Source organism: Luteibacter flocculans (genome assembly GCF_023612255.1).
Classification (GTDB): Bacteria; Pseudomonadota; Gammaproteobacteria; order Xanthomonadales; family Rhodanobacteraceae; genus Luteibacter; species Luteibacter flocculans.
Window position 1 is genome coordinate 2864856 of record NZ_CP063231.1, and the last position, 20887, is coordinate 2885742.

General features: G+C 67.3%; 19 protein-coding genes. 18 read left to right on the plus strand and 1 reads right to left on the minus strand.

Annotation, left to right across the window (positions count from 1 at the left end; translation table 11 throughout):
* Positions 1 to 11: 11 nt before the first annotated feature.
* The 15 genes from IM816_RS12370 to IM816_RS12440 all read left to right on the plus strand — a co-directional run bounded on the left by IM816_RS12370 (position 12) and on the right by IM816_RS12440 (position 13845).
* Complete coding sequence (locus IM816_RS12370; RefSeq protein ID WP_250338311.1) at positions 12 to 1238, plus strand: beta-ketoacyl-ACP synthase; 1227 nt, start codon at positions 12 to 14, stop codon at positions 1236 to 1238.
* On the plus strand, positions 1238 to 2464 hold the full coding sequence (locus tag IM816_RS12375) for a beta-ketoacyl-[acyl-carrier-protein] synthase family protein (protein WP_250338312.1): 1227 nt from the start codon (positions 1238 to 1240) through the stop codon (positions 2462 to 2464). Before IM816_RS12370 ends, IM816_RS12375 begins: the two co-directional genes overlap by 1 nt.
* Positions 2461 to 3186 (plus strand): beta-ketoacyl synthase chain length factor, encoded by a 726-nt coding sequence (locus IM816_RS12380; protein ID WP_250338313.1) that lies wholly within the window; start codon positions 2461 to 2463, stop codon positions 3184 to 3186. The genes IM816_RS12375 and IM816_RS12380 overlap by 4 nt, the downstream gene beginning before the upstream one ends.
* Positions 3162 to 3950 (plus strand): lysophospholipid acyltransferase family protein, encoded by a 789-nt coding sequence (locus tag IM816_RS12385; RefSeq protein WP_250338314.1) that lies wholly within the window; start codon positions 3162 to 3164, stop codon positions 3948 to 3950. Before IM816_RS12380 ends, IM816_RS12385 begins: the two co-directional genes overlap by 25 nt.
* A complete protein-coding gene (locus tag IM816_RS12390; protein ID WP_250338315.1) occupies positions 3947 to 4216 on the plus strand; it encodes a phosphopantetheine-binding protein in 270 nt (89 codons plus the stop codon). The genes IM816_RS12385 and IM816_RS12390 overlap by 4 nt, the downstream gene beginning before the upstream one ends.
* A complete protein-coding gene (locus tag IM816_RS12395) occupies positions 4204 to 5376 on the plus strand; it encodes an ApeI family dehydratase (protein ID WP_250338316.1) in 1173 nt (390 codons plus the stop codon). Before IM816_RS12390 ends, IM816_RS12395 begins: the two co-directional genes overlap by 13 nt.
* Positions 5369 to 6322, plus strand: coding sequence for a lysophospholipid acyltransferase family protein (locus IM816_RS12400; protein WP_250338317.1), 954 nt, complete (start codon positions 5369 to 5371; stop codon positions 6320 to 6322). Before IM816_RS12395 ends, IM816_RS12400 begins: the two co-directional genes overlap by 8 nt.
* Positions 6312 to 6773 (plus strand): acyl-CoA thioesterase, encoded by a 462-nt coding sequence (locus tag IM816_RS12405; RefSeq protein WP_250338318.1) that lies wholly within the window; start codon positions 6312 to 6314, stop codon positions 6771 to 6773. Before IM816_RS12400 ends, IM816_RS12405 begins: the two co-directional genes overlap by 11 nt.
* Positions 6770 to 7492, plus strand: a complete 723-nt coding sequence (locus IM816_RS12410; RefSeq protein ID WP_250338319.1) for a class I SAM-dependent methyltransferase — start codon at positions 6770 to 6772, stop codon at positions 7490 to 7492. The genes IM816_RS12405 and IM816_RS12410 overlap by 4 nt, the downstream gene beginning before the upstream one ends.
* Entirely contained in the window at positions 7489 to 8670 is a 1182-nt protein-coding gene (locus IM816_RS12415; RefSeq protein ID WP_250338320.1) for a beta-ketoacyl-[acyl-carrier-protein] synthase family protein, read from the plus strand. The genes IM816_RS12410 and IM816_RS12415 overlap by 4 nt, the downstream gene beginning before the upstream one ends.
* Positions 8667 to 9140, plus strand: a complete 474-nt coding sequence (locus IM816_RS12420) for a hotdog family protein (RefSeq protein ID WP_250338321.1) — start codon at positions 8667 to 8669, stop codon at positions 9138 to 9140. Before IM816_RS12415 ends, IM816_RS12420 begins: the two co-directional genes overlap by 4 nt.
* Complete coding sequence (fabG, locus tag IM816_RS12425) at positions 9137 to 9865, plus strand: 3-oxoacyl-ACP reductase FabG (protein WP_250338322.1); 729 nt, start codon at positions 9137 to 9139, stop codon at positions 9863 to 9865. Before IM816_RS12420 ends, fabG begins: the two co-directional genes overlap by 4 nt.
* 71 nt (positions 9866 to 9936) lie before the next feature.
* Positions 9937 to 12054 carry a YccS family putative transporter gene (yccS, locus tag IM816_RS12430; protein ID WP_250338323.1) on the plus strand — a complete coding sequence of 706 codons (2118 nt, stop codon included), beginning with the start codon at positions 9937 to 9939 and terminating at the stop codon, positions 12052 to 12054.
* Between the two features lie 54 nt (positions 12055 to 12108).
* Positions 12109 to 12552 (plus strand): type VI secretion system amidase immunity protein Tai4, encoded by a 444-nt coding sequence (locus IM816_RS12435; RefSeq protein WP_250338324.1) that lies wholly within the window; start codon positions 12109 to 12111, stop codon positions 12550 to 12552.
* Positions 12553 to 12687: 135 nt separating this feature from the next.
* Complete coding sequence (locus IM816_RS12440) at positions 12688 to 13845, plus strand: isovaleryl-CoA dehydrogenase (RefSeq protein ID WP_072321557.1); 1158 nt, start codon at positions 12688 to 12690, stop codon at positions 13843 to 13845.
* Between the two features lie 361 nt (positions 13846 to 14206).
* Here the strand turns inward: IM816_RS12440 and IM816_RS12445 are convergent, their stop codons facing one another.
* Positions 14207 to 17077, minus strand: coding sequence for a S8 family peptidase (locus IM816_RS12445; RefSeq protein WP_250338325.1), 2871 nt, complete (start codon positions 17075 to 17077; stop codon positions 14207 to 14209).
* Between the two features lie 307 nt (positions 17078 to 17384).
* Between IM816_RS12445 and IM816_RS12450 the strand changes: the two genes are divergently transcribed.
* From IM816_RS12450 to IM816_RS12460, 3 genes are all read left to right on the plus strand, one after another.
* Positions 17385 to 18560, plus strand: coding sequence for a thiolase family protein (locus tag IM816_RS12450; protein WP_072321559.1), 1176 nt, complete (start codon positions 17385 to 17387; stop codon positions 18558 to 18560).
* A gap of 156 nt (positions 18561 to 18716) precedes the next feature.
* Complete coding sequence (locus tag IM816_RS12455; RefSeq protein ID WP_072321560.1) at positions 18717 to 19100, plus strand: hypothetical protein; 384 nt, start codon at positions 18717 to 18719, stop codon at positions 19098 to 19100.
* Between the two features lie 135 nt (positions 19101 to 19235).
* The gene (locus tag IM816_RS12460) at positions 19236 to 20843 is read left to right on the plus strand and encodes a carboxyl transferase domain-containing protein (protein ID WP_250338326.1); all 1608 of its coding nucleotides are present in this window, start codon (positions 19236 to 19238) and stop codon (positions 20841 to 20843) included.
* The last annotated feature ends 44 nt before the right edge of the window (positions 20844 to 20887 follow it).

Here is a 20887-nt window from a genome sequence, read left to right on the forward strand (position 1 = left end):
GAGCACGCGGCATGAAGCGCGTCGTCGTCACCGGCATCGGCGGCATCACGCCGCTCGGCCACGACTGGGTCACCATCGAGACGCGGCTGCGCCGTTTCCGCAACGCCGTGCGCCGCATGGGCGAATGGGATTACTTCGACAAGCTCAACGGCCGGCTCGGCGTCCCCGTGGACGATTTCTCGCTGCCGCCGCACTGGTCGCGCAAGCACGTGCGCTCCATGGGCCGCGTGGCGCAACTGGCCGTGGCGGCCAGCGAACGCGCACTGGCCGATGCCGGCCTGCTGGGCGACGAGCGCATCGGCGATGGCCGCATGGGCGTGGCCTACGGCTCCTCCGGCGGCAGCATCGAACCGGCGCGTACCGTGGGTCACATGCTGGAAACCGGGTCCATGCAGGGCGTGACCGCCACCAGCTACATCCAGATGATGGCGCACACCACCGCGGTGAACGTCGGCGTGTTCTTCGGCCTCAAGGGCCGTGTCATCACCACGTCCAGCGCATGCACGTCGGGCAGCCAGGCGATCGGCTACGGCTACGAGGCGATCCAGCAGGGCAAGCAGTTGCTCATGCTGTGCGGTGGCGCGGAAGAACTTTCCGGTCCCGGCGCAGCCGTGTTCGACACCTTGTTCGCCACCAGCACGCGCAACGACACGGCGGACCTCACGCCGCGGCCGTTCGACGCCGGACGCGACGGCCTCGTGGTCGGCGAAGGCGCCACCACGCTCGTGCTGGAAGAGTACGAGCACGCCGTGGCGCGTGGCGCGCGCATCCTGGCCGAAGTCGTCGGCTTCGGCACCAATTCCGATGGCGCGCACATCACCCAGCCCACGCGCGAGACGATGGCGGCCGCGATGCGCATGGCGCTCGCCGACGCACATCTGCCCGCCACGGCGATCGGCTACGTCAGCGCGCACGGCACGGCCACCGACCGCGGCGACGTCGCGGAGAGCCACGCCACGGCCGATGTGCTCGGCAGCGGCGTACCGATCAGCTCCATGAAAAGCTACGTAGGCCACACGCTGGGTGCGTGCGGCGCGCTGGAAGCATGGTGGGCTATCGAAATGATGCGCGGCGGCTGGTTCGCGCCGACGATCAACCTCGACACGCCCGATCCCGAATGCGCCGCGCTGGACTATCTCACCGGCGAGGGCCGCGAGATCCGCACCGAGTACGTGATGAGCAACAATTTCGCCTTCGGCGGCATCAACACCTCGCTGGTCTTCAAGGCGTACGCCTGATGCGGCGCGTGGTCGTCACCGGCATGGGCGCGGTGTCCTGCCTCGGTGCAGGCCGGCGCGCGCTGTTCGACGGATTGCGCGCGGGACGCGCGGGTTTTCGTGCCATGCCGGAGTTCACCGCGCTCGGCATGGGTTGCCAGGTCGGCGCGCCGGCCGATATCGCCGAGCTCGAACCACCGCCGCGCAAGCTCCGCCGCTACCTGCCGCAAGCCGGCGAGTTCGCCTGGCACGCCACACGCGAAGCGCTCGCCGAAGCCAGCCTCGATGCGGCACGCGTGCGCGAACGCGACGTGGGCGTGGTGATGGGCGGTGCCGCGGCGCTCAGCGAATACGAGGCAGGCCTCGACATCTTCCACGCGAAGGGCATCGGTCGGCTCTCGCCGTTCATCGTGCCGCGCAGCATGGGGAGCGCCATTACCGCCACGTTGACCCAGGCGTTCGGCTTCGGCGGTCGCGGTTTCACCGTCGGCTCCGCGTGCACCAGTGCCGCTCATGCGATCGGCCAGGCGATGGAATGGATCCAGCTCGGCCGTCAGGAGATCGTCGTCTGCGGCGGCGCGGAGGAACTGCACGACAAGGCCGCCATGTGCTTCGACGTGATGAACGCGCTGTCCACGACGAGCGTCGCGGGCCAGCGGGTGTCCACGCCGTATGCCGCGGATCGCGACGGCATCCTGCTCGGCGGCGGTGCCGGCGTGCTCGTGCTGGAATCGCTGGACCACGCGCTGGCGCGCGGCGCCCACATCCTGGCCGAGATGGCCGGCTACGGCGCAGCCTCCGACCCCGACGGCATGATCAGCCCGGCAGCCGATGGCATGGCCGAGGCGATGCATCAGGCCATCGATCTCGCGGGCGTCCTGCCCGACTACGTGAACACGCATGCGTGTGCCACCGTGGCAGGCGATCTCGCCGAATGGGAGGCGCTGCGCCGCGTGTTCGGCGAGCGCGGCGCACCCGTGCCGCCGATGTCCTCGATCAAGGGCCTGATCGGTCACGCGCCGGCCGCGGCGGGCGCACTCGATGCCATCGCCTCCATCGCCATGCTGACCGAGGGCGTGCTGCTGGGCGGTGCGACGCCGGTTCGGCGCGATCCTGCGTTTGCGGACGCACCACTGATCGAGGGCGAACGCGTCCTTGCCGTCGACACCATCCTGTCCAACACCTTCGGCTTCGGTGGCAGTTGCGCCGCGCTTACCCTCCGCCGTTTCGACGAGCAAGCCACGTGATCGAGCTTTGCATCGACGCATGGCGCGCCTGGGCACCCGGTGTGGAAGACGCCGCCGCCTGGGCCGCCTGGGCGGATGCACCGCACGCCATCGTCGATCACGGCGAACAACCGGCCTGCGATTTCGTCCCGCCGATGCAGCGCCGCCGGCTGAGCCGCCTGGCGCGCATCGTGATGCACACCGCCTGGCCGCTGTGCGACGACGACGAGCAACTGCCCTTCGTGTTCGCCTCCCGCCACGGCGAGACCACCCGCACCTTCGCGATGCTCGACGAGATCGGACGAGGCGCGCCGCTCTCTCCGACGCAGTTCGGCCTGTCCGTCCACAATGCCATTGCAGGCCAATGGTCGATCCTGCGGGGCCAGCGCGGGGAATCGATCGCCCTGGCCGGCGAGGCCGACACGTTCGAACACGCCATCGTCGAGGCCGCCGCCCTGCTGGCGGACGGTGCGCCGTCCGTCCTCGCGGTCATTGCCGAGGAGCGTCCTGCCACCGCCTATGACGGATGGATCGACGACGTACCGTTCTCGTATACGCTGGCGTTGCGGCTGTCGTTGGCCGGGCCCGGCCCGCGCTGGCGGCTGTCGCTGCGCGCCCATGACGGCAGCGCGGCGGGCAACGACCTGCCGCACGCCCTGCGCTTCGTCCGCGCCATGCATCACGGCGCGCCCCTCGACCACCCGTGGAAGACACGACGATGGACCTGGCAGCCGATAGCGTGACCCGCCGCCGCGACGCCTGGGCGTGGCGCTTCGTTTTCACGGCGCTGAGCTTCGCGCTGTTCGGCATCGGTGGCGTGCTGCTTCGTGTGCTGATTCTGCCGGTCGTGCTGCACTGGCCCGGTCCGCCGGCACGTCGGCGCCGCCGCGCGCGACGCACGGTGGGTCGCGCCTTCTGGCTGCATTCGCAGTTCATGTATCGCACTGGCGTACTCGACTACCGTTTCGAAGGGCTCGAACGCCTGGGTCGCCCGGGGCAGATGATCGTCGCCAACCACCCGTCACTCATCGACGTGGTGTTCCTGCTCGGCCACGTGCCCGACGCCAATTGCATCGTCAAGCACAGCCTGTGGAAGAACCCTTGCATGCGCGGACCGGTGACGGTGGCGCAGTACATCAGCAACGACGGCAGCGCCGAGATGCTCGACCGCGCTGCCGAAGTCCTGCGGGAAGGCCAGACGCTGATCGTGTTCCCCGAGGGCACGCGCACCACGCCCGGCGAGCCGCCCGTATTTCACCGTGGTGCCGCGGCCATCGCCGTGCGCGGCGCGCGCGTCATCACGCCGGTCTTCATCACCGTGCGGCCCACGACGCTGACCAAGGCCGAGCCGTGGTATCGCGTGCCGCATCGCCGCGTGCGCATGCATCTGCGCGTCGGCGACGACATTCCAGTGGAGGCCTTCAGCGAAGGCGCTCCCGCGCCGATAGCCTCGCGCCGCATCAACGAACATCTCCACGCGCTCTACGCCAGGGAACTTCAGGCATGACCGATCTCGAACGCGACATCGCCCGCCTCATCATCGATACGCTCGCGCTGGAACATCTCGCCGTCGACGACATCGCCCCGGACCAACCACTGTTCGGCCAGGGCCTGGGGCTGGATTCCGTGGATGCGCTGGAACTGGCGCTGGCGTTGCAGAACCGCTACGGCCTCGCCATCGCGTCGGACTCTCGCGAGGCGCGCCGCCATTTCGAAACCGTGCGCAGCCTCGCCCTTTACGTGCAGGCGAGCGAGTCGTCATGCGCAAGCTGAGCGATCTCATCCTGCTGGTGGTGGGGGTGCTCTACCCCTTCATCGTGTATTTCGGCATGGACCACGTGTCGACGCCGTTGTTCGGCCTGATCCTCGGCGCACTGTGGCTCGTGCGCGCCCCCGCGCTGATGCGCCAGCCGGGCGGACGCTGGATGCTCGGCATCACCCTCGTGTACTGCGCGGTGCTCGCCTTCGGTGGCGAGGAGCATCTGCTGCGCTGGTATCCCAGCCTCATCTGCGCGCTGCTGCTCGCTGCCTTCGGCCTGAGCCTGAAATTCGGTCCGCCGATGATCGAGCGCATCGCGCGTGTCGCCGAGCCCGACCTGCCACCGGTCGCTGTGCGTTACACGCGCCGTGTGACCTGGGTATGGGTGGCGTTCTTCGCCTTGAACGGCACCGTGTCGGGGCTGCTCGCCGCCTGGGGCCCCCTGTCGTGGTGGACGTTCTACAACGGCATCCTGGCCTACTCCGTCATGGGTGTCCTTTTCGTCGGCGAGTGGATCCTGCGCCAGCGCCTGCGGCGGCGGATCAACAAGGCGCCCATGGACGGCGCGGCGACGCGGCTCGCATCGCATCCCTGGGTGGCGGCAGCGGCGGGCGGTTATGCCGGCAAGGTCGGCCCGGGCATGGTGGTGGCGCTCAGTCCCTCGGGCCGAACCGCGCTGCTGCGCCATGGCCACGCGGGCCTGGTGAACGAACTGGGCCAGCACGCCGCAGGCGACGATCCCCTGTCCACCCCGCTGGCGTGGCGTTTCGTGGCGCAACTGCCGGAGCCGGGCGAGACCGATGCGCTGCTGCGCGCGCCCCTGCCGACGGTAGCCACGGTCATCTCCGAGCGGCGGGAGGACGACAGCTACGTCCTCGAATTGATGCTTCCGCTCGATCTCGCCTGCTTCGCCGAACACTTCCCTGATGCGCCGGTGCTCCCGGGGGTGATGCAGATCGGCTGGGCACTCGACTTCGCCGCAGCGCGCCTGGGTACGCCGCGCACGTGCCGCGCCATCGACGCACTGAAGTTCCAGCGCCTGCTGCGACCGGGCGACACGCTGCGCCTGACGCTTCGCCACGATGCCGCGCGCGGTCGACTGCATTTCGCCTATGCCGTGGGGGGTGCACCGGCGTCCTCGGCCCAGCTCCGCCTGGAGACGGCGCATGCCTGACGCCGCAGCGACGGGACACTGGGCCGCGCAGAAGGAACGGGGCAGCTTCGTCGGCATGAAGCTCACCGCCATGGCGATCCGCGTGCTCGGTCGGCGCATCGTGTCGCCGGTCATCGCGCTCGTGGTGCTGTATTTCTTCGCGACCGGACGCGCGGCACGCCGACACGTGGCGGAATACCAGCAACGCCTCGCCGCGTGGAGCGGCCGCAGCGATCTGTTCCCGCGTGTCCGCCCCGTGCTCGCGCAGTACTTCGCCTTCGGCGACTGCATGCTCGACCGCTTCGACGTATGGCGCGGCAAGCTGCGCCTGTCCTCGGTGGACATGGACGATCCGGACGGTGTGCGCGACGCGTTATTGTCGGGCGGGCGCGGGCAGTTGCTGGTGTGTACCCATCTGGGCAACCTCGACGTCTGCCGCGCCATGGCCGAACTGGGCGAAGGCGTGGTGCTGAACGTGCTGATGCACCTGCCCAACGCGGCGCATTTCAATCGGCTGCTCGGCGAATCGGGCGATCGTCGCCTGAACCTCATGCACGTGGGCGACCTCGACACCGCAGCGATGCTCGACCTTGCGCAACGTCTCGATCGCGGCGAATGGATCGCCATCGCGGGCGACCGCGTGCCGGCGCATGGCGGCCGCACCGTCGACGCGCCATTCCTCGGCGCCCCCGCGCCGTTCCCCCAGGGCCCGTGGCTGGTCGCGGCGATGCTGCGCTGCCCGGTCAACCTGGTCTGCTGTCTGAAGTACGGCAAGCGCTACCGCATCCATCTGCGCCGCTTCGACGACGCGGCCACCTGGGAACGTGGCCGTCGCAGCACGATCATCGCGAACGCCGTCAGCCGCTACGCTGCCTGGCTCGGCGACCGCTGTCTGGCCGCACCGCTGCAATGGTTCAACTTCCACGCCTACTGGCACGCTACCCACGGAGCCGCCGATGCGCGCTAAAGGTGTGTACGCCACCGAGATCGATATCGTGGTGCCGTTCTTCGACGTCGATTCGATGGAGGTGGTCTGGCACGGCCACTACGTCAAGTATTTCGAGGTAGCACGCTGCGTCCTGCTGGACGAACTCGGCCATAACTACGTGCGCATGAAGGATGCCGGCTATGTCTGGCCCATCATCGACCTGCAGGTCCGCTACGCACGCGCCGCGCGCTTCGGCCAGGCGCTTCGCGTGCGCGCCGAACTCGTGGAATGGCAGAACCGCTTGAAGATTCACTACACCGTCAGCGATGCCGCGACGGGCGAACGGCTCACGCGCGGCAGCACCGTGCAGGTCGCCGTGAGCCTTGCGAACGGCGAAATGCAACTGGTGTCGCCTGCCGTGTTCGTCGACGACATCGAGCGGCAACTCGCCGCCGTGTCGTCCCTCCCCGCCCCTGGAACCCACGCATGAAGTACGCCAGCGCCACCTACGTCGAGGAAACCCGCATCGGCTTCGTCTTCCTGCGTACGCATACCTGGCAACACCATGTGCTGCGGGTCGCCATCAACGATCTGAAACGCCTCGTCGGCGATCCGTCCGTCAGCGGCGGCACCCTGCTCGACGTGGGTTGCGGTCAGGGTCGCTCCTTCCGCCTGCTGCGCGATGCGTTCGCGCCGCGACGCCTGATCGGCCTCGACGCCGATCCGCACAGCGTGGCGCTGTCAAAGGCGGAGGCGGAGCGCGAAGGCATCGACGCCACGCTGCTACTGGGCGATTGCGCACGCATCGATCTTCCCGACGCGAGCGTCGACGTCCTGTTCTGCCACCAGACGTTCCATCACCTGGTGGAGCAGGAACGTGCGCTGGACGAATTCTGGCGTGTGCTTAAGCCCGGTGGCCTGCTGCTGTTCGCCGAGTCGACCAAGGCGTACATCGACACATGGGTGATCCGCTGGTTCTTCCGCCACCCGATGCACGTGCAGAAAAGCGCCGACGAATACCTGGCGATGCTGCGCCAGCGCGGTTTCGTGTTCGAGCAGGCCAACGTCTCGTTACCGTACCTGTGGTGGAGCCGCGCGAAGGACTTCGGCCTGCTGGAGCGCTGGGGCCTCAAGGCGCCACCGCCGCCCGGCCGGCGCGAAGAAACCCTCGTGAACGTGGCAGCACGCAAGCCGCTCGCCGACGCATGAGCCACGCGTATCTCAACGCGCTCGGCATCGCCTGCTCGCTGGGTGTCGGCAAGGCCGCCGTCGCGGAGGCGCTGTTCGGCGCCGCGACGCACGGTCTGCGCCCCACCGAAGGCTGGGTACCCGGACGTTCCTTGCCTCTGGGCGAGGTCGGCGCCGCTCTGCCGCCGGTGCCGGAAGGCCTCGCGCATCGCGACACACGAAACAACCGCCTGTTGCTGCTCGCCGCGCAAGAAATAGAAGGCGACATTCGCGCCGCCATCGCGCGCTTCGGCGCGGCACGCGTGGCTGTCGTCGTGGGCACGAGCACCACGGGCATCGAAGAGGCCACGGCGCAGATCGCTGCGCGCGCCGTCCATGGTTCCTGGGCGGACGATTACCGTTACAGCGATCAGGAACTCGGCGCACCGGCCGCGTTTCTCGCCGAGTGGCTGGGCGTGGCGGGGCCTTGCTACGGAATCTCTACCGCATGCACGTCGGGCGCACGCGCGCTCATCAGCGCGCGGCGCTTGCTGAAGCTGGACCTGTGCGATGCCGTGATCTGCGGCGGCGCCGATACGCTGTGCCGCCTCGCCACGCATGGCTTCCACGCGCTGGAAGCCACCTCGTCCGAACGGTGCCAGCCGTTCTCCCTGGAGCGCAAAGGCATCAACATCGGCGAGGCGGCGGCCCTGTTCCTGATGACCCGCGACGCCGCGCCGGTCGCCCTCGTCGGCGGCGGCGCCAGCTCGGACGCGTACCATATGTCGTCGCCTGCACCCGATGGACGTGGCGCCAGCGACGCCATGCACCGCGCCCTGGTCATGGCAGGCATCGACCCCGGAACGATCGACTACGTGAACCTGCACGGCACCGCTACCGAGCACAACGACGCCATGGAAAGCCATGCCATGGCGGAAACCTTCGGCCGGGCTGTGCCCTGCTCATCCACCAAGGGGCTCACCGGCCATACGTTGGGAGCGGCAGGCGCGCTCGAAGCGGGATTCTGCTGGCTCGCGCTGCACGACCCGCAGCGACGACTTCCGCCGCATGCGTGGAACGGCGAAGCCGATCCCGCCTTGCCCCCGCTCGCCTTCACCGAAAAGGGGGCGTCGCTGCCTTCGGGCCAGCGTTATCTCATGAGCAACTCCTTCGCGTTCGGTGGCAACAACGCGAGCCTGATCCTGGCGGGTGACGCATGACGCTTTGGCCGATCGAAACGCTGCTGCCGCACGCTGGCACGATGATCCTGCTCGACCGCGTCGTGACCTGGGAGGCGGAACGCATCGTCTGCGAGCGGACCGTGCGGCGTGGCGATGCCTTCGTGGAAGCCGCAGGCTTTCCCGCGTGGGCGGGCGTCGAATTGATGGCCCAGACCATCGCCGCCTGGAATGGCTGCCAGGTGCTTGCCGCCGGCGGTGACATCCGTCCCGGTTTCCTGCTTGGCACGCGCACCTACCGCGCGAACGTGGACGCCTTCCCGCTGGGCGCACGCCTGGTCATAGAAGCTGTGCGCAGCTTCCACGACGACGACGGCATGGGTGGTTTCGCCTGCCGCATCGATGCTCCGGGCATGCATGCCGAGGCGCGCCTCAGCGTCTTCAGCCCGCCTGACCCCTCGCCGTTCCTCGATCCCCGCAACAACCTCGACTCCAACGGAAGCCTTTCATGACCGATACCGTCCTCGTCACCGGTTCCAGCCGCGGCATCGGCCGCGCCATTGCGCTGAACCTCGCCGATGCCGGCTACGACCTCGTCGTGCACTGCCGTTCGCGTCGCGACGAAGCCGAAGCCGTCGTCGCCGAGATCGTGGCGAAGGGCCGCGCCGCGCGCATCGTTCAGTTCGACGTGGCCGATCGCGCCGCGACGGCGGCCGCCCTGGAGGCGGACGTCGCGACGCACGGCGCCTACTACGGCGTGGTCTGCAACGCCGGTCTGACCCGCGACGGCGCGTTCCCCGCGCTCAGCGGGGACGACTGGGATCAGGTATTGCGCACGAATCTCGACGGCTTCTACAACGTGCTGCATCCGCTGGTGATGCCGATGATCCGACGCCGAGCCGTCGGACGCATCGTCTGCATCACCTCCGTGTCCGGACTTGTCGGCAACCGCGGGCAGGTGAACTACAGCGCGTCCAAGGCCGGCGTGATCGGCGCCGCGAAGGCGCTGGCGGTCGAACTTGCGAAGCGCAAGATCACCGTGAACTGCGTGGCCCCCGGCCTCATCGATACCGACATGCTCGAACCCGAAGTGCCGGTGGAGCACATCCTCAAGGCCATTCCCATGGAACGCACGGGAACGCCGGAGGAAGTGGCCGCGGCCGTCCGCTTCCTGCTGAGCGCCGAAGCGGGTTACATCACCCGCCAGGTGCTCGCCGTCAACGGCGGCCTGTGCTGAAAAACGCGGCGAGATAGCCTTCCACGGTGGCGCGCCGCGAAGCGGCGCCGTCATCGCGATAAGCTACATCCATGCGTTTCCTTCATCGCATTGCCCAATCGGATCGTTTCGCCGACGTCGTCCGCGTCTTCCTGGCGCATGCCGGCATCGTCGCCCTGTGCACGTGGCAAGGCGACACCGGGGCCATCGTCCCGGCCCTGCTCGGTGCCATCGCATGCGCGCTGGCCGAAACCGACGACGCCTGGCGCGGCCGGTTGCGTGGCTTGCTCGTCACGCTAGCCTGCTTTGGCGCCGCGGCGACGATCGTCGAGGCCACCATCGGCTCCCCTCTCCTTTTTGCGCTGCTGTTGCCGGTCGGCACGTTCGGCCTCGTGATGCTCGGCGCCGCGAGCGGACGCTACGCGACCATCGCCACGGCGACCCTGATCCTCTCGGTCTATACGATGATCGCCTCGGACGCGGTGCACGCCGGGCAGCATGAAGGACTCGGCACACTCGCGATCCTCGGTGGCGCCGCGTGGTACGGGCTGCTCTCGCTGCTCTGGAGCGCCTTCGCGCCGCAACGGGCGCTGCGCCACGCGCTGGCCCGCCTGTTCGAGTCGCTTGCCGCGCTGATCGACGCCAAGGCCGCGCTGTTCGAACCGGTCCACGACCTCGACCGCGACGCGCTTGCCGTCGAATACTCGCGACGCAACCGGCTCACCGTCGATGCACTGGGCGCCACCCGTGCCGCGCTGCTGGATCGCATCGGTCACCGCCAGCCTCGCGGACGCTCCGCCGCGCGGTTGGCCATGTTCTTCGTGGCGCAGGACATCCACGAACGCATCACCTCGTCGCACTATCCGTACGACGAGATGGCGGAAGCGCTTTATCACAGCGACGTCATGTTCCGTTTCGGCCGCCTGCTTCGCCTGCAGGCCATCGCCTGCCGCGGGCGCGCCGATGCGGTACGCCACGGTGCGCCCACGGGCACGATCGCCTTGCCGCGCGCCGCCCTGGACGACCTGCGCAACGCCGTCGCGCACTGCCGCCGTACCCAGACGTTGGCGCGGACGCTCGATGACGCGCTCACCGCGCTCCTCGACAACATGGAACGGCTGCAGGAAGCCATCGGTGACGAAGGCGCCCTGCGCGAAGGCACCGACGTATCCCTGCAGGACAGCGAGCCGGAGTCCATGCGTGAGGCGTTCGCACGCATTCGCGTCCGCCTCGATCGCCGCTCCATGCATTTCCGCCATGCCATGCGCCTGGCGAGCGGCATGCTCGCCGGCTACCTCGCGATGCGTCTGCTGCATCCCACGCATGGCTACTGGATATTGATGACGACGCTGTTCGTCTGCCAGCCCAGCTACGGCGCAACACGTCGACGCACCTTGCAACGCATCGCCGGCACCACCGCCGGCCTCGTCGTCGGCTGGGCCATGCTGCAATTGTTGCCCGGCGGCGAGTGGCGACTCCCCGTGCTGGTGGCGACCGGCGCGGCGTTCTTCGCTTTCCGCCTGCGGCGCTACACGCTGGCGACCGCCGTCATCACCTTGTTCGTGCTGCTGTGCTTCGATCTTGTCGGCGCAGGCTACGACGCCATCGGGCCGCGGCTGCTCGACACGCTACTGGGCGCTTTCATCGCCATCGCAGCCATTCGTTTCGTGCTGCCGGACTGGCGCGTGCGTCGTCTCGAAGACATCGCCGCAGATGCCCTGCTAGCGTATGCGCACTACCTACGCGCCATCGCGGCGCAGTACGCCAACGGCAGGCAGGATGATCTGCCCTATCGCATCGTGCGCCGCGACGCGCATGCGGCGCAGGCGGCCGTAGCCGGCAACGTGGCGGAACTGCTTGCCGAGCCGGGCCACTCCCGCGAGCGCGGCGAGCAGGCCCTGCGCCTGCTCGCCGCGCTGCAGGCGGGCCTGTCGCATCTGTCGACGCTAGGCGTCCACCGGCGAGCGCTCCCCGCGAACGAATCGGCCGTGGTCGTTGCCCTGTGTTCGGCCGTTGCCGACCGCTTCGACGAGCTCGCGACGCGTGTTCGGCAGGGCGACATGCCCTCGATACCCACAACGCCACTCGCGCTGCCAGAGACCGCCGCGACCGATCCCTCCCCGGCCATGCGGCTCGTCGCCGACCAATGCCTGTTGCTGATCCGCGTGCACGAGAAAGTCGCAGCCCTGTTCGCGCATCCGGTCCGGTGACCCATGTCGATAACTAAGGTATTGAATAGATCGCGCAAACGTCCGGAGACTTTCATGATCAGGCAAACCATCGGCATGACGTTGCTCTGGCTACTGCCGACGATCGTCCTGGCGCAGGGCGTACCCGCCACGCCGAAAGGACCGGAAGCCGGCACCCGAACCCATGTGCAGAACTACAAGGACATGGTTCTCGCGACGTGTATCGCCACGGCGTACAAGAACGATCACGGGGCATCGATGGATGCCGGCAGCAGTGTCAGCGCGCTGCGTGATTGGACCGCTTACGACCTCGAGAAAGCGCCCTCGGCCACCTCGACGCTGGTGCGCGGCTATCTGGCCCGCGATTACCGTAACCCGCTTGCCGAAGACGAAGCACCGGGGGTGCGGTTCGATCTCCTCAAGTGCCTCGACCTCTATCACAGCAAGGCGCTGGATGATCAGGCCAAGGCGCTCGTCATCGACCCTGGCCAGACGTCTCGGGACGACCGCGGGAAGTAACGCCGCCAGCTTTCGCTGCCGCGCGCTGCCTGCTCGGGGCAGCGCGATCGAACGACCTTTGCTGCGTCGCGCCGTGGCTTGGCTGCCGCCGCACGCTACGATGGGCAGCTTTTCTCGCCTTCCGGAGTTCCACGCATGCGCCCGTTTTCCCTTGGTGAAGACCTCGACCTCCTGCGCGAAAGCGTGCACGCCTTCGCCGAGAAGGAAATCGCGCCGCGGGCGGATCGCATCGACCGCGAGAACGTCTTTCCGGAAGACCTCTGGCTGAAGCTCGGCGAGATGGGCCTGCTCGGCGTCACCGTGCCGGAGGAATACGGCGGTTCGGGACTGGGTTTCCTGGCTCACATGGTGGCGATGGAGGAGATCTCCCGCGCCTCTGCCTCGGTGGGTCTGTCCTACGGTGCGCATTCCAACCTCTGCGTGCAGAACATCTATCACAACGGTAACGAGGCGCAGCGGCGCAAGTACCTGCCGAAGCTCACCAGCGGCGAGTGGGTGGGCGCGCTGGCGATGAGCGAACCGGGCGCCGGTTCCGACGTCGTGGGTTCCATGAGCTGCCACGCCGAGCTGGTGGGCGACGTGTGGGTCGCCAACGGCACGAAGATGTGGATCACCAACGGACCCGATGCCGACGTGCTGCTGGTTTACATGCGCACCGCGCCGCGCCCTGCCGGCAGCCGTTGCATGACCGCCTTCATCATCGAAAAGGGCATGAAGGGTTTCTCCACCGCGCAGAAGCTCGACAAGCTCGGCATGCGTGGTTCCAACACCTGTGAACTGGTGTTCGAGAACTGCGAGATTCCCGCCGAGAACATCGTCGGCGAAGTGAACGAGGGCGTGCGCGTGCTGATGGGTGGTCTCGACACCGAACGTCTTGTGCTCTCGGGCGGCCCCATCGGCATCATGCAGGCCGCGGTCGATCTGGTGCTGCCTTATGTGCGCGAGCGCAAGCAGTTCAACGCGCCGATCGGTACCTTCGGCATGATGCAGGCGAAGGTCGCCGACATGTACACCGCGCTGCAGTCGTCGCGTGGTTTTGCCTACATGGTGGCGCAGCAGTTCGACAACGGCGTGAAGTCGCGCATCGATCCGGCAGCGTGCCTGCTCAATGCATCCACCAATGCGGTGAAGGTGGCGCTGGAGGCGATCCAGGCGCTCGGCGGCAACGGCTACATCAACGAGTACCCGGCCGGCCGCCTGCTGCGCGACGCCAAGCTCTACGAGATCGGCGCGGGCACCAACGAGATCCGCCGCATGCTGATCGGCCGCGAACTGTTCCACGGCAAATCCTGATCCGCCGCCGGGTAATGAGGGAGCCGCTATATCGCGGCGCGAAACCTCCGAAGCGAAGGTAGGAGCCACCCTGGTGGCGAAAAGCCAACGAAGCGGTGTAGCGGTGAGGCAAGCTCCCATCGCCAGCAGGCTGGCTCCCACCCGCAAGTCCCAATCGCCAGCAGGCTGGCTCCCACCCGCAGGTTCCCATCGCCCAGATCACCCAATATCAAGGAAACCGAACAGATGTGGGAGCCGCTATAGCGGCGAGAAGCGAACGAAGCGATGAAGCCGAGACCCACACCTCCCGGCTCCCCATCGCCCAACCTCAAGGCAAGTTTTTCCTCGCCGCCGTGGCGGCTCCTACGAGAGCGCCACTCGTTTACCAGGCCATGCGGAACGTGGCGCTTGCGGAACGCGAGTGATCGCGATCGGCGAAGCGCTGATCGACGTCCAGGCCCACCTGCGTGCGCTCGCTCACATCCCAGCCCAACGTCATGCCTGCGGTGCCTGCACGACGCGAAAGCCCGATACCGTCCACCGGCGCCCATTGCGCGATGCCCGTGTAGCGCGCGGAGAACACCTCACCCTTGGTGGCGAAAGCGTTCTGCCAGCCCAGCTTGGCATCGAGATGCAGCTTGCCTGCCGAGGTGAGCCACGACGCGCCGGCGCGCAGGCCGAAACCCGCCTGCCAGCGCGAGGTGGTCTGGCCGTTGGCGCTGAGGCCGAAGCCTTCGCCGCCGGATTCCTGGAACCCGTCACGCCGGATGCTCGCGTACTCCACGTTTGCGAAGGGCGACAGCGAGAACGCACCGACGTCGGTGCGGTAGCCGATCTCACCATAGGCCACGTTGTAGCGGCCGGTGTTGTCGCCACCGGCAAACGACGCCTGGTCACCGAAGCGCAGCAGTCGCTGCGTATTGCCGCGGAAGCTGCCGAAGCCCAGGCGACCGACGCCATACCAGTTCGCACCGCGCGAGCCCGCGTAGAACATGCCTTCGGTGGAACGGCTGCGCTGGCGATCGAACGTGCCGGAAAGCTGGCCGCTGCTCTGCATCTGCGCGACCGCGACGCCCGCAAAGCCGTTGCTGCCGAGACGCACATCGGTACCGGCGAGTCCACCGTCCAGGCTGAAGCCGACGTTGCCAAAACCGCCACGGCTCAAGCCGCCCTGGCCGTTGAACGCCTGCGTCCAGGCGCCACCGGCACCCTGCTGGTCGAGATGCGTCATCAAGGCATCGTTGCCGGCTTCGATGCCTGCCAGCGTCACGGCCGTGCTTGCCGCGTAGAGCTGGCCGGACAGCGATTCGAGCGACGCCTGCGCCACCTGGACGTTCGCCGCCTGCTGGATGCCACCCGCGGCCACGAGCGTACCGGTCGCAAACGACGTGCCGCTGGCCGAAGAAGACGAAAGGCTCTGGTCGATCTGCTGGAACGCGCCGTCGAGACGTTGGGCCGACGATTGCGCCGCTGCCGACTGGCTCATGCTGGTACTCGCGACCTGGCTGACGCTCAGCGTCGTCGTATTGATCCACACCTCGCTGGGCAGGTATTGCAGGGTGGCGTTGAGGAACACGCCGTTCGCCTTGGTCGTCGTAGCGAACGTGCCGGTGATCGACTGCGCACCGACGACCTGCTGGTGCGACGTCGGCACATACCCCGATACGGCACCGGCCACGTAGAAATCGCCTGCGAGCGAAGCGCTGCCGCTGACGATCAGCGGGGCGCCCAGCAACTGCGATAACCGCCCGGTTGACGTTTGCGTGTAATTGCCGTTGACGTGCGTGGTGACGTCGGCGGTCTGCAGAATGGACGAGACGAGGGTGTCGCCGCCGATGTCGCCGTGGACGATCGCCGTGGCGTTGCCCTGCACGGTGAGCGCTGCGGGAATGCCGTGCATCGCCTCCAGCGTCAGGGTCGAACCGACGGTCGTAGCGCCCGTATACGAATTCGTACCGCTTAGCGTGAGGCGGGAATTACCCGTGGCCTGCAGACCGCCAGCGCCGGAGATGTCGTTGGCGAAGGTCAGATTTCCGCCCGTTACGTTGACCTGGAAATCGCCCCAGTCGAACTTTGCCGGGCCGCGGATGGCGCGACCGAGATTGAGACGACCGTAGCCATAGATCGCGTCCGGGCCCGGATCGCCGAGGTCGTCCGCCGTGCCGAGCAGCACCTGGCGTACGTCGTCCAGCGAAAGCGACGGCATCGCCTGCATCACGACCGCCGCCGCACCCGAGACCTGCGGGGCGGCGAACGAGGTGCCCGCGCCGTAGACGAAGGACACCTTGCTGGTGGTCGAATCGGACGACGTGACGATGACGGTGCCCGGCGCTGCCAGGCAGTAGCTCTTGGCGATCCCGCAGCGATTGGAATACGAAGCGATCGTGTCGGTGTGGTCGCTGTCCAGCGCCACGACCGTCAGCCAGCCCTTCGCCAGCGAGGCGTCCAGGCTCGGCAGTGCGGCAACCGTGGACGGATTGGCGTCGGCACTGTTGCCCGCTGCGAAGACGAACAGCGCGGCGCCGGTCTTCGCCGCGCCATAGGCGTTGCTGAAGCTGGCGGTGGTCGCGGTATCGGCGGCATCCCAGTAGAGGCCGCCCCAGGAATTGTTGATGATGCGGGCGCCTGCGCCCACCATCTTCGCGTTGACGTCGCCCAGCGGATCGGCGGAGGTGACCTTGTTGCCTTGGCCCGAGCCGTCGTCGGTGGGCTCCTTGTCAGCGATGATGCGCGCCGAGACGAGCGAGGCATCCGGTGCCACGCCGCCAGTGAACATGCCGACCGGACGACCCGCCGCCACCTGCGCCACGAAGGTGCCATGACCCAGCACGTCGCCTACGCTGAGATTGTTGGTGGAGGGATCGACGTAGTTGTACTGCGGGCCCACGCGGCCAATGAGCGCCGGGTTGGCGGCGTTGATGCCCGAGTCCACGATACCGATAACGACGCCTGCGCCGGTAAAGCCGGCGTCGTGCGCGGCCTGCACATTGGTGGCCGTCAACTGCACGTCCGCGGGCGGCTGCTTGATCGTCGCACCCGACGATGGCGGCGTTTTGGGAATGTTGTACGAGGGGACGTCGTCCTTGGGAATGTTGCTGGACGGCACCGAGGGAATATTGCTCGACGGTACGGAAGGCACGTTCGAACTGCGGACGCCGCCGTTCCCTCCACCGCCGCCACAGGCGGTCAGACCGATACCCACACAGATGGCCAGCGCGAGGTCGCGCCGACGCGGCAGTTGCATCGTATTCATGTTGTCCCCTGACTCGACATCAATGTCATGCCCGCGATCCGTGGGCACCCTGGACCGGATGGTGCCATAAGACCCTACGGGAAAGATCAAGGCGATCGCCAAACCGTGCTCGAGCGCACGCCGGGCCCTGGCGGGACGGGCGGCGCCAGGCCGATCCCGCCACCCCGGGGCTTGGCAGAGCGGCCCATTGCCCCCATTCGGGAGGGCGGCGTGACGCGGCGCAGATTGCCCCGCCCCCAACGCCACTGCGATACTCGACGAGTTTTCCGCCCTCGAAAGGCGGCCATCCGAGTCCTACGGAGTCCCCATGTCCGACATCGTCATCGCGGGCGCGAAGCGCACCGCCATCGGTTCCTTCCTCGGCCAGTTCACCGGCGTCCCCACGCCGAAGCTCGGCTCCGTCGCCATCAAGGCCGCGCTTGAGCACGCCGGGGTCGCTCCCGCCGACGTCAGCGAAGTGATCATGGGCTGCGTGCTGCCGGCCAATCTCGGCCAGGCACCTGCGCGGCAGGCATCGCTCGGCGCGGGTCTGCCGGTGTCCACCGGCTGCACCACCATCAACAAGGTATGCGGATCCGGCATGAAGGCGCTGATGCTGGGCCACGATCTCATCAAGGCCGGCTCGGCCTCGATCGTCGTCGCGGGCGGCATGGAGTCGATGACGAATGCGCCGCACATGGTCAACGCGCGCACCGGCATTCGCTACGGTGACGGCCAACTGGTCGATCACATGGCGTGGGACGGCCTGACCAACCCCTACGACGGCCAGGCCATGGGCGTGTTCGGTGAGCAGTGCGCCGATAAGTATCACTTCACGCGCGAGGAGCAGGACGCCTATGCCATCGCTTCCGTCGAGCGCGCACAGGCCGCGCAGAAGTCGGGCGCGTTCGCCAACGAGATCGTTCCGGTGACCGTCCAGGGTCGCAAGGGCGAGCAGGCGTTCGCCGAAGACGAGCAGCCGGGCCGTTCCGACGTGGCGAAGATTCCCACGCTGCGCGCTGCCTTCCGCAAGGAAAACGGCACGATCACGGCGGCCAGTTCGTCCAGCATTTCCGACGGTGCCGCGGCGCTCGTGCTGCTTTCAGCCGACGAGGCGAAGGCCCGCGGCGTCACTGCCCTCGCGCGCATTGCCGCCCATGCGACGCATTCGCAGGAACCGGAATGGTTCACCACCGCCCCGGTCGGTGCCATCGCCAAGGTCGTCGAAAAGGCCGGATGGAAGATCGAGGACGTGGATCTGTTCGAGGTCAACGAAGCGTTTGCCGTGGTGCCGATGGCGGTCATGCGCGAACTGGGCGTCTCCCACGACAAGCTCAATGTCAACGGCGGCGCCTGCGCCCTGGGCCATCCGATCGGTGCCAGCGGCGCGCGCATTGTCGTCACCCTTCTCAATGCGTTGACGGCGCGTGGGGCAAAAAGGGGTGTCGCCGCGCTGTGCATCGGTGGCGGCGAGGCAACGGCGATCGCCATCGAATTGGTGTGAACCCGACGTCGACAGATATTGATGGATTAATCGTCACGCCATATCCATCGGCTTTAATGCGCCCTGAAGCGAAATGGCACAATGTGTAGCTAAGTATCAACAACTGAGCTATTAATACGCCCGCCTCACGGCATTCCACGGCTAAGGAGAAACACAATGAATTTGACGCGTACCCTTCTCGCCTCTGCGCTCGTCGCGCTTCTGGCAGCTTGCAGCAACGGCGCGCAGGATTCCGCGCAAGACGCCCAGAAGTCGGCCGCCGACGCTCAGCAGCAGGCGGACAAGGCCCAGCAGGCCGCCGACCAGTCGCAGAACGCCGCGACCTCCCAGGCCGCCGACCAGGCTCAGCAGTCCGCTGACCAGGCCAAGGACGCTGCTTCGCAGGCCCAGGCTGCTGCTTCGGCCTCGACCGCTGGCGGCGCTTCGGACGCCACCAAGGACGCTGCTTCCAACGCTGCCGACCAGGCTGACAAGTCTGCCGACCAGGCCAAGGACGCTGCCGACAACGCGAAGAGCGCTGCGGACGACAGCAAGAAGTAAGCCTTCAGGCTCGCTTCCGATGAATGAAAACGGCCACCTTCGGGTGGCCGTTTTTTTATGCGCGCTGCCGCAGCGCAGCGTTTTCGCCGAGGCCCTGCCCGCTATCATGGCCGTTTCGTCATTGCGCGAACGCCCATGCCCATTCTTCCATCGCAGATCGACACCCGTTCCGCCGAGTTCCAGTCGGCCAGCCAGCGCCTGCGCGCGCTGACTGAGGATCTTCGCGAAACGCTGCGCGTGACCGCCGAGGGCGGCGGCGCCAAAGCGCGCGAGAAACACGTCGCGCGCGGCAAGCTCCTTCCACGCGAGCGCATTCGGGCCTTGCTCGATCCGGGCTCTCCGTTTCTCGAACTGGCGCCGTTGGCGGCACATGGGATGTACGACGGTGCAGCACCTGCCGCGGGCATCATCGCCGGTATCGGCCGCGTCATGGGCCAGGAAGTGGTCGTGCTGGCGAACGACGCCACGGTCAAGGGCGGTACGTATTTTCCGATGACCGTGAAAAAGCACCTGCGCGCGCAGGAAGTGGCGATGGAAAACCGCCTTCCCTGCGTGTATCTGGTGGATTCCGGCGGCGCGTTCCTGCCGTTGCAGGACGAAGTCTTCCCCGATCGCGAGCACTTCGGACGAATCTTCTACAACCAGGCGCGCATGAGTGCCCAGGGCATTCCGCAGATCGCCGTGGTGATGGGCTCGTGCACCGCGGGCGGCGCGTACGTGCCGGCCATGAGCGACGAGACGATCATCGTGCGCGAGCAAGGCACCATCTTCCTCGGTGGCCCGCCTCTGGTGAAGGCCGCCACGGGCGAGGTGGTCGATGCCGAAGCCCTGGGTGGTGCGGATGTCCATACATCCGTGTCCGGCGTAGCGGATCATTTCGCTGAGAACGACGTGCATGCGCTGGCCATCGCGCGTGACATCGTCGGCTCGCTCAACCGGGTTAAGCCGCAGCCGCTGGCGTTGCGTCCACCGCGTGAGCCGCGCTTTGCTGCGGAAGAACTCTACGGCGTGATCCCCGAGGACACGCGACGCCCGTTCGACATCCGCGAGGTCATCGCGCGCCTCGTCGACGATTCCGAGTTCCACGAGTTCAAGGCGCGCTACGGCAAGACGCTGGTCACCGGCTTCGCGCACATCCACGGCTATCCGGTGGGTATCGTGGCGAACAACGGCATTCTGTTCGGCGAGTCGGCGCAGAAGGGCGCGCACTTCATCGAACTGTGCAACCAGCGCAATGTTCCGCTGGTGTTCCTGCAGAACATTACGGGCTTCATGGTCGGCCGCAAATACGAGAACGGCGGCATTGCCAAAGACGGCGCAAAGATGGTCACGGCCGTGGCGTGCTCCCACGTGCCCAAGTTCACCGTCGTCATCGGCGGCAGCTTCGGCGCCGGCAATTACGCCATGTGCGGCCGTGCCTATGGTGCCCGGTTCCTCTGGATGTGGCCCAACGCGCGCATCAGCGTGATGGGTGGCGAGCAAGCCGCGTCGGTGCTGGCGACGGTTCGCCGCGATGGCATCGAAGCGGGCGGCGGTACCTGGAGCGCCGAGGGCGAAGAAGCCTTCAAGGCACCGGTACGCGAGCAATACGAGCGGCAGGGCCATCCGTACTACGCCAGCGCGCGGCTCTGGGACGACGGCATCATCGACCCGGCCGATACGCGCCGCGTGCTTGGCCTGGCAATTTCCGCGTCGTTGAATGCACCGATCGAACAGGGCAGGTTCGGCGTCTTCCGTATGTGATCCGGCCATCAGGAATGTGCCCTAAGTCCCTACCCCATCGACAT

What these genes read in the sequence shown, in the direction of transcription:
- IM816_RS12370 (WP_250338311.1), top strand. Translation starts at nt 12, where the DNA reads ATGAAGCGCGTCGTCGTCACCGGCATCGGCGGCATCACGCCGCTCGGC.
- IM816_RS12375 (WP_250338312.1), top strand. Translation starts at nt 1,238, where the DNA reads ATGCGGCGCGTGGTCGTCACCGGCATGGGCGCGGTGTCCTGCCTCGGT.
- IM816_RS12385 (WP_250338314.1), top strand. Translation starts at nt 3,162, where the DNA reads ATGGACCTGGCAGCCGATAGCGTGACCCGCCGCCGCGACGCCTGGGCG.
- IM816_RS12390 (WP_250338315.1), top strand. Translation starts at nt 3,947, where the DNA reads ATGACCGATCTCGAACGCGACATCGCCCGCCTCATCATCGATACGCTC.
- IM816_RS12395 (WP_250338316.1), top strand. Translation starts at nt 4,204, where the DNA reads ATGCGCAAGCTGAGCGATCTCATCCTGCTGGTGGTGGGGGTGCTCTAC.
- IM816_RS12400 (WP_250338317.1), top strand. Translation starts at nt 5,369, where the DNA reads ATGCCTGACGCCGCAGCGACGGGACACTGGGCCGCGCAGAAGGAACGG.
- IM816_RS12405 (WP_250338318.1), top strand. Translation starts at nt 6,312, where the DNA reads ATGCGCGCTAAAGGTGTGTACGCCACCGAGATCGATATCGTGGTGCCG.
- IM816_RS12410 (WP_250338319.1), top strand. Translation starts at nt 6,770, where the DNA reads ATGAAGTACGCCAGCGCCACCTACGTCGAGGAAACCCGCATCGGCTTC.
- IM816_RS12415 (WP_250338320.1), top strand. Translation starts at nt 7,489, where the DNA reads ATGAGCCACGCGTATCTCAACGCGCTCGGCATCGCCTGCTCGCTGGGT.
- IM816_RS12420 (WP_250338321.1), top strand. Translation starts at nt 8,667, where the DNA reads ATGACGCTTTGGCCGATCGAAACGCTGCTGCCGCACGCTGGCACGATG.
- fabG (WP_250338322.1), top strand. Translation starts at nt 9,137, where the DNA reads ATGACCGATACCGTCCTCGTCACCGGTTCCAGCCGCGGCATCGGCCGC.
- yccS (WP_250338323.1), top strand. Translation starts at nt 9,937, where the DNA reads ATGCGTTTCCTTCATCGCATTGCCCAATCGGATCGTTTCGCCGACGTC.
- IM816_RS12435 (WP_250338324.1), top strand. Translation starts at nt 12,109, where the DNA reads ATGATCAGGCAAACCATCGGCATGACGTTGCTCTGGCTACTGCCGACG.
- IM816_RS12440 (WP_072321557.1), top strand. Translation starts at nt 12,688, where the DNA reads ATGCGCCCGTTTTCCCTTGGTGAAGACCTCGACCTCCTGCGCGAAAGC.
- IM816_RS12445 (WP_250338325.1), bottom strand. Translation starts at nt 17,077, where the DNA reads ATGAATACGATGCAACTGCCGCGTCGGCGCGACCTCGCGCTGGCCATC.
- IM816_RS12450 (WP_072321559.1), top strand. Translation starts at nt 17,385, where the DNA reads ATGTCCGACATCGTCATCGCGGGCGCGAAGCGCACCGCCATCGGTTCC.
- IM816_RS12455 (WP_072321560.1), top strand. Translation starts at nt 18,717, where the DNA reads ATGAATTTGACGCGTACCCTTCTCGCCTCTGCGCTCGTCGCGCTTCTG.
- IM816_RS12460 (WP_250338326.1), top strand. Translation starts at nt 19,236, where the DNA reads ATGCCCATTCTTCCATCGCAGATCGACACCCGTTCCGCCGAGTTCCAG.